At 64.8% G+C, this 14,150-nt stretch carries 10 protein-coding genes; 5 read left to right on the top strand and 5 right to left on the bottom strand.

Going from position 1 to position 14,150, the window contains the following annotated elements; all coding sequences use genetic code 11:
* Positions 1–4: 4 nt before the first annotated feature.
* Positions 5–4,585, bottom strand: a complete 4,581-nt coding sequence (gene gltB / locus C7W88_RS03905) for a glutamate synthase large subunit (RefSeq protein ID WP_240344809.1) — start codon at positions 4,583–4,585, stop codon at positions 5–7.
* Here gltB and C7W88_RS23460 point away from each other — a divergent pair.
* Positions 4,502–4,894, top strand: a complete 393-nt coding sequence (locus C7W88_RS23460; RefSeq protein ID WP_240344966.1) for a hypothetical protein — start codon at positions 4,502–4,504, stop codon at positions 4,892–4,894. The two genes, gltB and C7W88_RS23460, sit on opposite strands and share 84 nt — an antisense overlap.
* Here C7W88_RS23460 and C7W88_RS03910 read toward each other — a convergent pair.
* Both C7W88_RS03910 and C7W88_RS03915 read right to left on the bottom strand, forming a co-directional pair.
* A complete protein-coding gene (locus C7W88_RS03910; protein ID WP_118072563.1) occupies positions 4,885–6,453 on the bottom strand; it encodes a hypothetical protein in 1,569 nt (522 codons plus the stop codon). The genes C7W88_RS23460 and C7W88_RS03910 overlap by 10 nt on opposite strands.
* A 52-nt stretch (positions 6,454–6,505) precedes the next feature.
* Positions 6,506–7,732: a TIGR04063 family PEP-CTERM/XrtA system glycosyltransferase gene (locus C7W88_RS03915; protein ID WP_118072564.1), complete on the bottom strand. Its 1,227-nt coding sequence runs from the start codon at positions 7,730–7,732 to the stop codon at positions 6,506–6,508.
* A gap of 65 nt (positions 7,733–7,797) precedes the next feature.
* On the opposite strand from C7W88_RS03915, the gene C7W88_RS22520 reads away from it, so the two are divergent.
* The 3 genes from C7W88_RS22520 (at position 7,798) to C7W88_RS03925 (ending at position 9,867) form a co-directional block, all read left to right on the top strand.
* Positions 7,798–7,959: a hypothetical protein gene (locus C7W88_RS22520; protein WP_162895826.1), complete on the top strand. Its 162-nt coding sequence runs from the start codon at positions 7,798–7,800 to the stop codon at positions 7,957–7,959.
* The gene (locus C7W88_RS03920) at positions 7,952–9,322 is read left to right on the top strand and encodes a putative O-glycosylation ligase, exosortase A system-associated (RefSeq protein WP_118074561.1); all 1,371 of its coding nucleotides are present in this window, start codon (positions 7,952–7,954) and stop codon (positions 9,320–9,322) included. Before C7W88_RS22520 ends, C7W88_RS03920 begins: the two co-directional genes overlap by 8 nt.
* Positions 9,323–9,405: 83 nt before the next feature.
* Entirely contained in the window at positions 9,406–9,867 is a 462-nt protein-coding gene (locus tag C7W88_RS03925; RefSeq protein ID WP_118072565.1) for a MaoC family dehydratase, read from the top strand.
* Here the strand turns inward: C7W88_RS03925 and C7W88_RS03930 are convergent.
* Both C7W88_RS03930 and C7W88_RS03935 read right to left on the bottom strand, forming a co-directional pair.
* The gene (locus C7W88_RS03930; protein ID WP_118072566.1) at positions 9,848–10,777 is read right to left on the bottom strand and encodes a glycosyltransferase; all 930 of its coding nucleotides are present in this window, start codon (positions 10,775–10,777) and stop codon (positions 9,848–9,850) included. The two genes, C7W88_RS03925 and C7W88_RS03930, sit on opposite strands and share 20 nt — an antisense overlap.
* 136 nt (positions 10,778–10,913) lie before the next feature.
* Positions 10,914–12,170: a polyhydroxyalkanoate depolymerase gene (locus C7W88_RS03935; protein WP_118074562.1), complete on the bottom strand. Its 1,257-nt coding sequence runs from the start codon at positions 12,168–12,170 to the stop codon at positions 10,914–10,916.
* 162 nt (positions 12,171–12,332) lie between these two features.
* Between C7W88_RS03935 and C7W88_RS03940 the strand changes: the two genes are divergently transcribed.
* Complete coding sequence (locus C7W88_RS03940; RefSeq protein WP_118072567.1) at positions 12,333–14,135, top strand: ABC transporter transmembrane domain-containing protein; 1,803 nt, start codon at positions 12,333–12,335, stop codon at positions 14,133–14,135.
* Positions 14,136–14,150 lie beyond the last annotated feature (15 nt).

The following is a 14,150-nucleotide window of genomic DNA, read 5'->3' on the forward strand; positions in this document are numbered from 1 at the left end:
ACCCTTACTCAGCCGCGACCGAGGCGGCTTCGAGGCGCTCGGCCTCCATCTGACGGAGCGCCCGCGCATAGTCGCGCGGCATGACCTTGACGAACTTGCCCAAAGCCTCGGCCCAGTTGTCGAGGATTTCGCGAGCGCGCTTGCTGCCGGTGTAGAGGTGGTGCCGTTCCACCAGCACCCGCAGGCGTTCGGCATCGTGACGCAGCATGTCGCCCATGCCGTAGTCGTAGACGTCGACCCCGCGCTGTTGCGGACGGCCCGCACCGTCTTCCTCGTCACGCTCTGCCGAGATCGGCAGGACGTCGACCATCGCGCCGTTGACGAGCTGGGCGAAGTTGCCGTCGACGTCATAGACATAGGCAACACCGCCCGACATGCCTGCCGCGAAGTTGCGGCCGGTCTTGCCGAGAACGACGACGACACCGCCGGTCATGTATTCGCAACCGTGGTCACCGGTGCCTTCGACCACCGCGACGGCGCCCGAATTGCGCACCGCGAAGCGTTCACCGCCGACGCCGTTGAAATAGGCCTCACCAGCGATCGCACCGTAGAGCACGGTGTTGCCGACGATGATGTTCTCGGTGGGGTCACGATCGACGTGGGCAGGCTGACGCACGATCACGCGACCGCCCGACAGGCCCTTGCCGACGTAGTCATTGGCATCGCCGACGAGATCGAGCGTTACGCCGTGGGCGAGGAACGCGCCGAACGACTGGCCTGCCACACCCTTGAAGGAGATGTGGATGGTATTGTCCGGCAGACCCTTGTGCCCGTACTTCTTCGCCACTTCGCCCGAGAGCATCGCGCCGACCGTACGGTTGACGTTGATAACCTTGCGTTCGAGGCGGACCGGCTCGCCCTTGTCCAGCGCCGGAGCGCTGGCGGCGATCAGGTCCTTGTCGAGCGCGGCTTCGAGGCCGTGATCCTGCGTCTCGCTCCAGTTCAGGGTCGTGCCTTCGACCGGCTCGACCTGATGCAGCAGCTTCGACAGATCGACGCCCTGCGCCTTCCAGTGCGAGACAGCCTTCTTCACGTCGAGACGATCGACCCGGCCGACCATTTCAGCGACGGTGCGGAAGCCCATCTCGGCCATGATCGCGCGGAGTTCTTCGGCGACGAAGAAGAAGTAGTTGATCACGTGCTCGGGCTGGCCGGTGAAGCGGGCGCGCAGGACCGGGTCCTGGGTGGCGACGCCGACCGGGCAGGTGTTGAGGTGGCACTTGCGCATCATGATGCAGCCGGCCGCGATCAGCGGGGCGGTGGCGAAGCCGAACTCGTCAGCGCCGAGCAGCGCGGCCACGGCAACGTCACGACCCGTGCGCAGGCCACCGTCGGCCTGAACGCAGATGCGGCTGCGCAGGTTGTTGAGCAGCAGGGTCTGCTGGGTTTCGGCAAGGCCGATTTCCCAAGGCGAACCGGCGTGTGTCAGCGAGGTCAGCGGGGATGCGCCCGTGCCGCCTTCGTAGCCCGAGATCGTGACGTGATCGGCGCGTGCCTTGGACACGCCCGCGGCCACGGTGCCGACGCCCACTTCCGAGACCAGCTTGACCGAGATGCGCGCGCCGGTGTTCACGTTCTTGAGATCGTGAATGAGCTGGGCAAGGTCTTCGATCGAGTAGATGTCGTGGTGCGGCGGCGGCGAGATCAGGCCGACGCCCGGGGTCGAGTGACGGGTCTTGCCGATGGTCTTGTCGACCTTGTCACCCGGCAGCTGACCGCCTTCGCCGGGCTTTGCGCCCTGCGCCATCTTGATCTGCACGTCGTCGGCATTGACGAGGTATTCAGCGGTCACGCCGAAGCGGCCGGACGCCACCTGCTTGATCGCCGAACGCATCGAATCGCCATTGGCGAGGGGCTTGAAGCGCGCCGGGTCTTCGCCGCCCTCACCCGTGTTCGACTTGCCGCCAATGCGGTTCATCGCCACGGCGAGTGTGGTGTGCGCCTCCCACGAGATCGAGCCGTAGCTCATCGCGCCGGTGGCGAAGCGCTTGACGATCTCGCTCGCCGGTTCGACTTCATCGATGGAAATGGCCTGATCGGCCTTCTTCAGCTCCATCAGGCCACGGATGGTGAGCATCCGTTCCGACTGGTCGTTGATCGACTGGGCGAACTCGCGATACTTCTCAGGCGTGTTGCCACGGACCGCGTGCTGCAGGTTGGCGATGTTCGATGCCGTCCAGGCGTGCTCCTCGCCGCGCAGGCGCAACTGGTACATGCCGCCCACATCGAGCATCTTCTTGTAGATCGGGTTGTCGCCATAGGCCGTGGCGTGACGGCGCACGGTTTCCTCCGCGATTTCCTTGAGCCCGACGCCTTCGATCGTCGTCGCGGTGCCGGTGAAATAGGCATTCACGAAGTCGGTCGACAGGCCAACGGCGTCGAAGATCTGGGCACCGCAATAGGACTGGTAGGTCGAGATGCCCATCTTGGACATGACCTTGAGGATGCCCTTGCCGATGGCCTTGATGTAGTTCTTCTTGACGTCCTTGGGCTCGAGCGGAAGCTCCTTGGCCACGCGGATCTGCTCCAGCGTTTCAAACGCCAGATAGGGGTTGATCGCTTCGGCGCCATAGCCCGCCAGCACGCAGAAGTGGTGCACTTCGCGCGCTTCACCGGTTTCGACGACAAGGCCGGTCTGCATGCGCAGGCCCTGACGGACGAGGTGCTGGTGCACCGCAGCCGTTGCCAGCGCAGCCGGCATCGGGATGCGCGATTCACACTGGGCACGGTCCGACAGGATCAGGATGTTCTTGTCTGCCAGCACCGCTTCGGTCGCCGCCCAGCACATTTCCTTGATGGCCATTTCGAGGCCATCGGCGCCGGTGGCGGCATCCCATGTCGTGTCGATGGTGCCGGTGCGGAAAGCGCCGTCGAGCGCGGCTTCGACCGAGCGGATCTTGGCGACGTCCTCGTTCGTCAGGATCGGCTGATCAACTTCCAGACGCTTGTGTGTGCCGGCATCGCGGCCGAGCAGGTTCGGGCGCGGCCCGATCATGCTGACCAGCGACATGACCAGTTCCTCGCGGATCGGGTCGATCGGCGGGTTGGTGACCTGCGCGAAGTTCTGCTTGAAGTAATCAAACAGCAGGCGCGAGCGGTTCGAAAGCACCGCGATTGGCGTGTCGGTGCCCATCGATCCGATCGGATCATCGCCGGCAACGCCCATCGGTTCGAGGAACTTGGTGACGTCTTCCTGCGTGTAGCCGAAGGCCTGCTGACGATCGAGCAGCGAGGTGGTTTCCACCGGCAGCGCGGCCAGCTCGGGCTCGATCACGTCGAGTTCCTTGAGCTTGTACTGCGCCTGGTCGAGCCATTCTTCGTATGGCTCGGCATTGGCCAGCTCGGCCTTGATTTCCTCGTCCTCGATGATCTTGCCCTGCTCCATGTCGATCAGGAGCATGCGGCCGGGCTGGAGGCGCCACTTGCGGACGATGTCTTCCTCGCGGAAGGGCAGCACGCCGCTTTCCGAAGCCATGCAGATCAGGTCGTCACGGGTGATCGAGAAACGTGCGGGACGCAGGCCGTTGCGATCGAGCGTTGCGCCGATCTGGCGACCATCGGTGAAGGCGACGGCAGCGGGTCCGTCCCAGGGTTCCATCAGGGCGGCGTGGTACTCGTAGAAGGCACGACGCTTGGAATCCATCAGCGGGTTGCCGGCCCACGCCTCGGGCACGAGCATCATCACCGCGTGGGCGAGGCTGTAGCCACCGGCGAGCAGCAGTTCGAGCGCGTTGTCGAGGCTGGCGGTGTCAGACTGGCCGTGCGGGATCAGCGGCCACATCTTGTCGAGATCCGGGCCGAGCAGCTCGGATTCCATGGTGCGGCGGCGCGCGTTCATCCAGTTCACATTGCCGCGAACAGTGTTGATCTCACCGTTGTGGGCGATGAAGCGGAACGGGTGTGCCAGCTTCCAGCTCGGGAAGGTGTTGGTCGAGAAGCGCTGGTGCACGAGGCCCAGGGCCGAAACGCAGTCCGGATCGCGCAGATCATCGTAGAACGAGCCGACCTGCGTTGCCAGCAGCAGCCCTTTGTAGACGATCGTGCGGGTCGAGAAGCTCGGCATATAGAGCTGCGTGACGCCCGGCAGGTTGTGCTTCTCGGCCATGGCGGCGAGCGGGTTCTGCGTCTGCTTGCGGATGGCGAGCAGCTTGCGCTCGAACGCGTCCTGATCGGGCGTGTTCGCCCCGCGCTTGATGAAGCACTGGCGGATCACCGGCATCGATTCGACGACAGCCTTGCCAAGGCCATCCTGCGTGGTCGGCACATCGCGCCAGCCGATCAGTTCCTGGCCTTCCTTGGCGATGAACTTCTCGAAGAATTCCGTCACGAACAGGCGAGCGGCTTCTTCCTGCGGCAGGAAGCACATGGCCACGGCGTAATCGCCCGGCTGCGGCAGGTCCTTGCCTTCGGAAGCGGCCCACTTGCGGAACAGCTGGTCGGGAAGCTGGATCAGGATGCCGGCGCCATCGCCCAGCAGCGGGTCGGCGCCGACGGCACCGCGATGGTCAAGATTGTGCAGAATTTCCAGCGCCTGGTCCACAATCGCATGGCTTTTCTGGCCTTTGATGTGGGCAATAAAGCCCACGCCACAGGCGTCATGCTCATTACGCGGATCGTACAGGCCCTGAAGCGGCGGAAATCCCATCTCGATGATCGTCCTACATCCAATAAGGCAATGGCCAAAAAGGCAGCGGCGCGCGAATCACCCTCGCGGAAAAGCGACGAAAATTGCGCGAAGTGCCCCCATGACTGCAGGAAAGTTATTTTGCAACCGCGCAAGGGCATCAAGCGCGCGGTTAATGCCGTAAATACGGTTGCGACATGGCAGAAAGTGCGGCTTCGCCGGGTCTTTCTGCCCGAAAGTGCCGCCAGGGACGTGGAAAACTATCCCTGAGCAGTCATCCGCTGAAGTGTTGCCAGTGCGGCGCGAAGCGCGCGATCGGCCTCTTCCGGATCAGCGAGCGCGCCGGACGCAACGGGCAATGCATCGGGCAGGACTTCTGCCGGGGTCGAGGGTGCAGCCTGCCCCGGCGCAGCCAGGGGCGAGCCCTGGACCGGCAGGATCGAAGGCCGTTCAAACCGGCGCAGGCCACCTTGCAGCGCCGAAACCTGCCCGGGGAACACCACGGTCGGTTCAACATCTGAAGCGTCCGCTTCCTCGTCCAGCGCAAGGCCATCGTCAATGCGGGGCGAGTGCTGGCGGAGCGAGGCAGGACCCATGTCGAGCAGCGAGGGGTAGCGCTCCTCGGCAACCTCGGGCTCGGCCGGATCATCGGTAGTGGGCACGGGCGCCTCCGGCGTGGCGACAGCCGGTGCGCGCAGGAAGCGGGCAAGCTGCGCGACACCCTCCTGCTCTTCGCCTTCGTCAAGCGGCGGCGCAATATCGACCGCGAGCGGACGCAGCCGGACGACGCGCAGATCGTCACGGACTTCATCAACTTGTACGGGTTGAGCAGCCACCACGTTTTCGACAGGAGCAGGGCTTTCCGGAGCAGCGGGGGCCGCATAGGCGGAGGTTTCAAGCGGCGCCGCATCGCGCACCGGCGGCGCGTGACGGGCAATCGCAACAGCCAGACGTTCGACAAGCTGGACCATGCCAAGGCCATCAAGCGGCGCACGCTCGATCGGAGTCACCTGTGCAGCCGGGGCCTGAAGCAGGGGCTTGGGTGCCAGAACCGAAGCAGCAGGCGCAGGCTCTGTGGGCCGTGTGAAATCGGGTTCGGCGTCGCCAGCAGCAAACGGCGCTTCAGGTTCCTGCGTGAAGGCAGCGGGAGGCGCAAAGGCAGCGATCTGCTCTTCATCTGACTTGGCAGGGGCGGAGAATGGCCCAGCCCCGACGGAGACCTCGGCAGCGCCTGCAGCCTCTTCAAGCAGACCTTCGAGGGCGAGCGGATCTTCATCACGAGCGACTGCGGCATAAGCCGGGGAAGCATTCTCCCAAGGCAGGAAGCCGGGGAGCGGCGCGTCCTGAGCCGGGACCAGCGGCTGCGCTTCATCGGTCAACGACAGTGCCCGCCGACGCAGCGGGGCGACCTGATCATCGCCAGGCGCATCAAGCGGCTCGCCAAGGTCCTCAGCCGGGTTCAATACGCGGCGAGGTTCGTCGAAACGATCGGCAGTCTCGTCAGAGCGCTGCCTGCGGGCGGCGGACATGTCGCGGCGGCGCACCGGGGCGGCCTCCTTCGGTGCGAGCTTGCGTCCCACCGCGAAGCCGATGAGCGCGCCCAGCAACAGCAGGCCAAGCGCCAGCAGCACACGCGCGGTAAAGCCGAGTGGCGGAGCGGCCGCAGGGACGATGGCCGGAATGCCCAGCGCAACGACCGGGCCTTCAAGCAGAGAGGGTGCAACGGCAAAGCTGCCGAGCCCGAAGAACGCCGCAAACCACAGGGACGTCACGACCGGAAACATCGGATGCGCGGTGATGGGCTTTGGCTTGCGCTTTGTCGCGGTCACGGGGGCGTCGTCCTGTCTGTTTCGGTCATCCTGCCGCCACCGGATTCGCGGGTTACGCCGCGACTGATGGCAGTTCGTGATTCGGTAACAGGGCTTGGTAAACAGGTAGATAACGCCTGACGTTGCTAGCCCAGTCGTGGCTATCACGGACGAACGCCCTGGCAACGTCGCGCTGGGTGTCCCAACCGGCGCGGGATCCGAGCAGATCGGCAAGCGCCGTGGCAAGCCCGGCCGGATCATCAGGCGGGAACAGGGTTCCGGTCCTGCCGTGCTGGATCAGCTCGCGATGTCCGCCGACGTCCGAAGCGCTGACCAGCTTGCCCTGCGCCATGGCCTCGAGCGGCTTCAACGGCGTAACGAGATCGGTCAGCCGCATCGCCTTGCGCGGATAGCAGACAACATCGACCAGCGAATAATAGCGGTCCACCTCGTGATGCGGCACGCGGCCCACGAAACGGATCGCATCTGCCACCGCAGAGGCCTGTGCCTGCGCGCGCAAGTCCGCTTCGGCAGGGCCGCCGCCCACCATCAGCAGGCGCGCGTCGGGCACGCGGGCGACGATGGCCGGCATGGCTGCGATCAGGTCGTCGAGGCCTTCGTAAGGGTAGAAGCTGCCGAGGAAGCCGATCACCGGCCCCTCCCCCAGCCCGAGTTCGGTTGCCAGCCCGGCATCGCGCGGCAGAGCTTCGCCGAACAGGTCAAGGTCGACGCCGTTGGGCATGATCGACAGCTTTTCCGGCGCAAAGCCGCGCGCGACAAGGTCGGCACGCAGACCCTCGCAAATCGTCACGACGCGGTCGGCGCCACTGACGACATCGCTCTCCAGCACGCGCGTCAGCCAGTATTTGGCCGAGCCTTCGCGCCCCGTTCCGTTGCCAACCGCAGCGTCCTCCCAGAACGCGCGAATCTCGTACACCACCGGAATGCCGAGCTTGCGCCCGGCCCGCAGTGCCGCGAGGCCGCAGAGCGCCGGCGAGTGCGCATGAAGCACGTCGGGCCGCCATTCACGCGCGATGGCGACGATACGCTCGGCCAGCGTCGCAACTTCCGACCATTCGCGCACCAGCGGAAGGCCGCCCGCAATGCCGCCAGCGCGGTAAAAGGTCAGGCCATCGACAACCTCGGGATCGCTCGGCATGGGCGCAGTGTGGCGCTGCCCGGTCACCGCGCGCACTTCCAGCCCCATCGCCGCCTGCGCCTTGAGGATGGCGCGAGTGCGGAAGGTGTAGCCGCTGTGCATCGGCAGCGAATGGTCGAGAACGTGGAGCACGCGTGTCATGGGCAACGCTCTGCCATGGAAGGCTTAACGCCGCGTCAACCTCGATCGGCTAGCGCAAGCCTGCAATGATCGACAAGTTCACGATAATCCTGCCGCACGTGCTGATGGCGATTGCCATCTGGCGCTTGCTGCATCGTGAAGATCTCAACGACGACCCATCCCTGCCGAGCCGCAAGACGCCATTCCGCAAGCGCCGCGAGCAGGCGCCGGGCGGTGGCGATGCTTGACCTGTTCCTGCTGTCCTGCGTGCTCGCCTTCATCGGCGCGGGCTTCCGCAAGCCGTTCATCTTTGTGCTGGCCTACAGCTACATTGACATCGTCGCGCCGCAGAAGGTCAGCTGGGGCATCCTCAGCCACATTCCGGTTTCGCTGATCGCGTTCCTCTGCGCGTTCCTCTCGTGGTTCGTGGCCGAGGACAAGAACGGTATCCGCATCTCCCTGCGCCAGTTCCTGCTGCTGACCCTGCTGGTCTACTGCGGGTTGACGACTCAGGCCGCCGACTTTCCGGTGGAAGCTGCGGAGAAGTGGGCCTGGGTGTGGAAGGCGCTGCTGTGGGCACTGTTCCTGCCCCTTACCCTGCGGACCCGCTTGAGAATCGAGGCCATCACGCTGATCCTGGCCCTGTCGATCGGGGTGATCGTGATCGGTGGCGGGATCAAGACGGCGGCAGGCGGTGGCGGCTATGGCGAATTGCGCCTGCTGGTGAACGACAATACCGGCCTTTACGAAGGCTCGATCATCTCGGCGGTGGCCATCGCGGTGATCCCTCTGGCGCTGTGGCTGTCGCGCTATGGCACGATCTTTCCGCCCGACTGGCGGGTGAAGATCTTTGCCTGGGCGCTGTGCTTTGCCTGCGCGCTTATGCCGATCGGTACGGGCGCGCGCACCGGTCTGGTCTGCGTCGTCGTTCTGGCAGCCATGATCCTGCGCACGGCCAGGCGACGCCTGCTGATCGTCTCGGTCATGGCCGCCGGCGCGCTGATCGCGGTCCCGCTCCTGCCCAAGGAGTTCACCGACCGGATGAGCACGATCAAGAACCACCAGTCCGATCAATCCGCCTCGACGCGCGTGGCGGTGTGGAAGTGGACGATCGAGTTCGCCAAGCGCCATCCCTTCGGCGGCGGCTTCGAGGCCTATCGCCAGAACAAGCTGACCTACGACACCGTCAAGGCGGACTACGCCGGCGACAACAATGCCGCGCTCGAATACCAGCCGATCGTCGAGGAAGGCCGCGCCTACCATTCGAGCTACTTCGAGATGCTGGGTGAGCAGGGCTACCCCGGTCTGGCGCTATGGCTGTCGCTGCACCTTCTGGGCGTGTGGCAGATGGAAGTCCTGCGACGACGCTATCGCAAGGAGACCTCGGAAGAATTCCGCTGGGTCGCGCCGCTGGCCGAAGCATTGCAACAGGCGCAGGTCATCTATCTGGTGGGCTCAACCTTCGTCGGCATCGCGTTCCAGCCGTTCTGCTACATGCTGGTCGGGCTGCAATGCGGATTGTGGGCCTATATCAAGCGTGTACGGACGGCACAGCCGCAACCTTTCCGCAAGCCCGCGCCCCAGCCGACACCGCACCCGGCCACCGCTTAACCACCCAATTAAACCCGCTTGCCCCGCGTCCGGCTTGCAGCCATTGTATCGGCCAAGAGACATGAGCAGGAGAGCACATCGCCATGACGACATTCCTTCCGCCCGAGGAAATCAAGGCCCGGATCGGCCAGGTAGTCGGCACCTCGAACTGGGTCGAGATCACGCAGGAGCGCGTGAACAAGTTTGCCGAGGCAACCGGCGATTTCCAGTTCATCCACGTTGACCCGGAAAAGGCGAAGCTGACTCCGTTCGGCGGCCCGATCGCCCACGGATTCCTGACGCTGTCGCTGATTCCGCTGCTGACCATGGAAAGCGATTGCCCGCGGCCCGAACATATCAAGATGGGCGTCAACTACGGCGGCAACCGCACGCGCTTCCTCGCCCCCGTGCGCGTCGGCAAGCGCGTGCGCGGCGTTTTCAAGCTGCTCGAGATGGACGAGAAGCGCCCAGGTCAGTGGCAGCAGACCATGGAGATCACCATCGAGATCGAGGGCGAGGCCAAGCCCGCGCTGCAGTGCGAATGGATCACGCAGTTCTTTGTCTGAGGCCGGCAAGGCTGGCGGAGATGGCGCGCAGCAGGTGAAATAACAGGTGTCGCGCAATCGCCGGGGCCTTGCCCAGACTGAGCCCGGGGCGGGCCTTGCAGGCCTGCCACAGCATGCCCAGCCGCGCGTCGAGGCGGCTGGCTAGGCCGTGCTCCATCAGCACCCGCGCCCGCAGGCCGGCATCGTCCACCGCAGCAAGTTCGCGCCGGATGATCTGGCCAACGAGGCGATGAATCCTGAGTGCGCGAGTATCGGTCAGGCTGCCTTCATGGCGGCGGTAGAGGTAGAGGTCCTCATCCAGTGTGACAAAGTGGAACCTGCGCGCTGCCCGCAGCCAGAAGTCGTAGTCCTCGACGCCGAACAGCGCGGTGTCATACCCGCCGAGCGATTCGGTCACTTCCGCGCGATAGAGAAACGCCGCACCGATGCGGTTGCCGAACAGGATTTCCGAGGCTGGCCCCACTTTCTGAAAGCCGATCACGCGGCCCTGCCCGTCGATCACGCTGTAGTTGGCGTGGGCAATCGCCGCATCGGGGTTGGCGTCGAGCGTCTGGACCAGCCGTTCCAGCATATGAGGACGCGCGATGTTGTCGTCCGATGTCCAGGTGTGCAGTGGCCCGCGCGCGGCTGCGAAACCGGTATTGAGGGCGCCGGGCAGGCCCTTGTTCGGCCGGTTGGTGATGATGCGGATGCGATCGTCGGCTGCTGCATAACGCGCGAGGATCGCCGGCGTGGCGTCGGTAGAGCCGTCATCAACGCAGATCAGCTCGAAATCGGCGAAAGTCTGGCCGAGGACCGATTGCATCGCTTCATCGAGGAACGCAGCGCCATTGTGCACCGGCAGCACGATGCTGACGCGAGGCGATGCTACACATCCCGGTTCAGTGGTACGATGCGCTTCCTTGTCCACAAGGCCACCTCTGCCAGTTCAAGGCATCCGCGATCTTGCCGGAAAGTTGCGCATTGTTGCAGAGACGTGGAAAGCCGACCTGTGCCGGATTGGCACGGTCGGCTTCGCAAGGTTTTTAACCAGTTTGTGCCGCTGTTCAGGCGACGACGCTGAGCTTGCGGCCCTTGGCCTTCTTCTCGAACTTGCCGATCCACTGTTCGACCACCGGGGCGATCGACGCGCGCCAGCGCGAACCGTTGAAGATGCCGTAGTGGCCGACTTCGGGGGCGAGCAGATACTGCTTCATGTCCTCGGGCAGGTTCGGCGTGACCTTGAGCGCAGCCTTGGTCTGGCCGATGCCGGAAATGTCGTCACGCTCGCCCTCGATGCACAGGATTGCGGTGTCGGTAATTGCGCCAAGGTCTACGGCTTGACCACGGTGGATGAACTCGCCCTTGGGCAGGGCGTGGCGCTGGAACACGACATCCACCGTCTGCAGGTAGAACTCGGCCGGAAGGTCGCACACGGCGCGGTATTCATCGTAGAACGCCTTGGTGGCATCGGCGCTTTCGTCGGCCCCGGCGTTCATGTGCTGGAACAGCTTGTAGTGGCTCATCATGTGGCTGCCGAGGTTCATCGACATGAAGCTGGCCAGTTGCACGAAGCCCGGATAGACGCGGCGCCCCTCGCCCGGATAGTTGGTCGGCACAGTGGTGATCACATTGTGCTTGAACCAGACATAGGGCTTGGTGATCGCGTGGTCGTTGACCGCGGTCGGGCTCTCGCGGGTATCGATCGGCCCGCCCATCATCGTCAGGGTTACCGGGCGGCAGGGGTGCTTGTTGGCGCCCATGATCGCCGTCGCGGCAAAGGCCGGGACCGACGGCTGGCACACCGCCATCATGTGCGCACCTTCGCCGATGTGTTCGAGGAAGCCGGTCAGGTAATCGATGTAATCATCAAGGTCGAAGGTGCCTTCGGCAAGCGGCACATACTTCGCATCGGCCCAGTCGGTGATGTAGACAACGCAGCGCTCGAGCATGCGTTCGACCGTGCCGCGCAGCAGCGTGGCGTAGTGCCCGCTCATCGGTGCGACGATCAGCAGGCGCGGCGCGTTCTTGGGCAGGCCATCGTGGGTGAACATCTTGAGGTCACCGAACGGACGCGTGACCACTGTGGTTTCCTTCACGGCGTGGGCGGTGCCGTCGACGTGGATGACCTTGAGACCGAAGGCCGGCTTGCCGCGCGGCGCTGCTGCATGCGCGAACACGTCAAGCGCGTTGGCGATGGTCTGCGAGGGGCCGACGCCGGCCCAGGGATTGCGCGGATCGGTCAGCGCGTCGGCCATCATGGAGGCCCAGGCGCTGCCCGCATTCATCAGCGAGCGCTGTATTTCGTAAGCCTTGTAGAGCACTGCGAACACCTTTTGATTATGGCCTGCCCGATGGGCGGGAGTCGTTTGTATACAGATTGCCGCGAATCGATCGTTTGTGCAACGCAACAAATATCCGGTCATCTTGCGGGTTCCCTAACCGCCCCCTTTCGGTAATCCCCGCCATCGGCTAGGCACGCGGCCATGGACGAGGAAACCCGGAACCCGCCGCCCGCTACCGAGCCCGCACCCAAGGCCAAGACCCTCGGGCCGCTGCGCATGATCTGGCGCGAGGCGCTGAAGTATCCCCGCCAACTGGTATTCGCCGCGCTGGCACTGCTGACGACCTCGGCGGCCACGCTTGCCATTCCATCCGGCTTCCGCCTGATCATCGACAAGGGCTTTGCCGCCGGCGCCAATGTCGATGACCTGGGGCGCTGGTTCCAGTATCTGCTGCTGATCGTGCTGGTGCTGGCGATCGGTACGGCGTGCCGCTTCTATTTCGTATCCTGGCTGGGTGAGCGCGTCGTTGCCGACATCCGCCTGCGCGTGCAGGAAAACCTGTTGCGCCTGCCGCCGTCCTTCTTCGAAACCAACAGCCCGAAGGAAATCTCCTCGCGGATGACCTCGGACACCGCGATCATCGAACAGGTCGTCGGAACGACGGTCTCGGTCGCGTTGCGCAACACGATCACCGCAATCGGCGGCCTTGGTTACCTGTTCTATCTGGCGCCAAAACTGACGGCGATCCTGATGGTTGGCATCCCGCTGGTCGTCGGCCCGATCGTGTTCTTCGGGAGGCGCGTCCGCAATGTTTCCCGGTCGAGCCAGGATCGCGTGGCGGGCATCGGCGTCATCGTGGCCGAAGTGCTCGGCGCGATGAAGATCGTGCAGGCCTTCGGACAGGAGAAGCGTGAACTCGAGCGCTTCGGCGAGCGCGTCGAGGCAACCTTCCAGACCGCACTTCGCCGCATCAGCCTGCGTGCGGTGATGACTGCGATCGTCATCCTGCTGGTGTTCGGCGGGATCACCATGCTGGTGTGGGAAGGCGCGGTCGGCGTTGCCCAGGGCACGATCAGCGGCGGCACGATCTTTGCCATCGTCATAACCGCAGGCCTTGTCGCCGGTGCCGCAGGGGCATTGTCGGAAGTCTATGGCGATCTGCTGCGCGGCGCGGGAGCCGCCGGACGGCTCAACGAACTGCTGCGCGAGGAGCCGGAAATCTCGCCCCCCGCCCGCCCCACGGCTCTGCCCGTGCCGCCGCGCGGCCAGATCGCGTTCCAGAACGTGACCTTCCGCTACCCTTCCCGGCCCGAAGTCCTCGCGCTGGAAGACTTCTCGCTGACGGTCGAACCCGGCGAGACGGTGGCCATCGTCGGCCCCTCTGGCGCGGGCAAGTCGACCCTGTTCCTCCTCGCCCAGCGCTTCTACGATCCGCACGGCGGCACGATCCGCGTTGACGGCGTGCCGCTGACCAGCGCCGACCCGGCCGAAATCCGCGCCCGCACCGCACTAGTGCCGCAGGACGCAACGCTGTTCGCCGCCTCGGCGCGCGACAACCTGCGCTATGGCTGCTGGGATGCGAGCGACGAGCAGATCTGGGAAGCGGCCCGCGCCGCCAATGCCGAACAGTTCCTGCGCGATCTGCCGCAAGGCCTCGACACGTTCCTTGGCGAGGACGGCGCCCGCCTATCGGGCGGCCAGCGCCAGCGCATCGCCATTGCGCGCGCCGTGCTGCGCAATTCGCCGATCCTGCTGCTCGATGAAGCGACCTCCGCGCTCGATGCCGAAAGCGAGCGGCTGGTGCAGGAAGCGCTCGACCGCCTGATGCAGGACCGCACCACGCTGGTCATTGCCCACCGCCTTGCCACGATCCGCGCGGCCGACCGCATTGTCGTCATGGATGCCGGCAGGATCGTGGAACAGGGCACCCATGCCAGCCTGACGGCGGCGGACGGGCTCTATGCGCGGCTCGCCCGTCTACAGTTCGAAGGGCTTGCCGCCTAACGCCTTGACTTGATG

It is taken from the genome of Novosphingobium sp. THN1 (assembly GCF_003454795.1).
GTDB lineage: Bacteria > Pseudomonadota > Alphaproteobacteria > Sphingomonadales > Sphingomonadaceae > Novosphingobium.

Coding starts and splice junctions, on each gene's coding strand:
- C7W88_RS03915 (WP_118072564.1), bottom strand. CDS start 7,732: ATGACACGCGTGCTCCACGTTCTCGACCATTCGCTGCCGATGCACAGC.
- C7W88_RS22520 (WP_162895826.1), top strand. CDS start 7,798: ATGATCGACAAGTTCACGATAATCCTGCCGCACGTGCTGATGGCGATT.
- C7W88_RS23460 (WP_240344966.1), top strand. CDS start 4,502: ATGGTCAAGATTGTGCAGAATTTCCAGCGCCTGGTCCACAATCGCATG.
- C7W88_RS03920 (WP_118074561.1), top strand. CDS start 7,952: ATGCTTGACCTGTTCCTGCTGTCCTGCGTGCTCGCCTTCATCGGCGCG.
- C7W88_RS03925 (WP_118072565.1), top strand. CDS start 9,406: ATGACGACATTCCTTCCGCCCGAGGAAATCAAGGCCCGGATCGGCCAG.
- C7W88_RS03940 (WP_118072567.1), top strand. CDS start 12,333: ATGGACGAGGAAACCCGGAACCCGCCGCCCGCTACCGAGCCCGCACCC.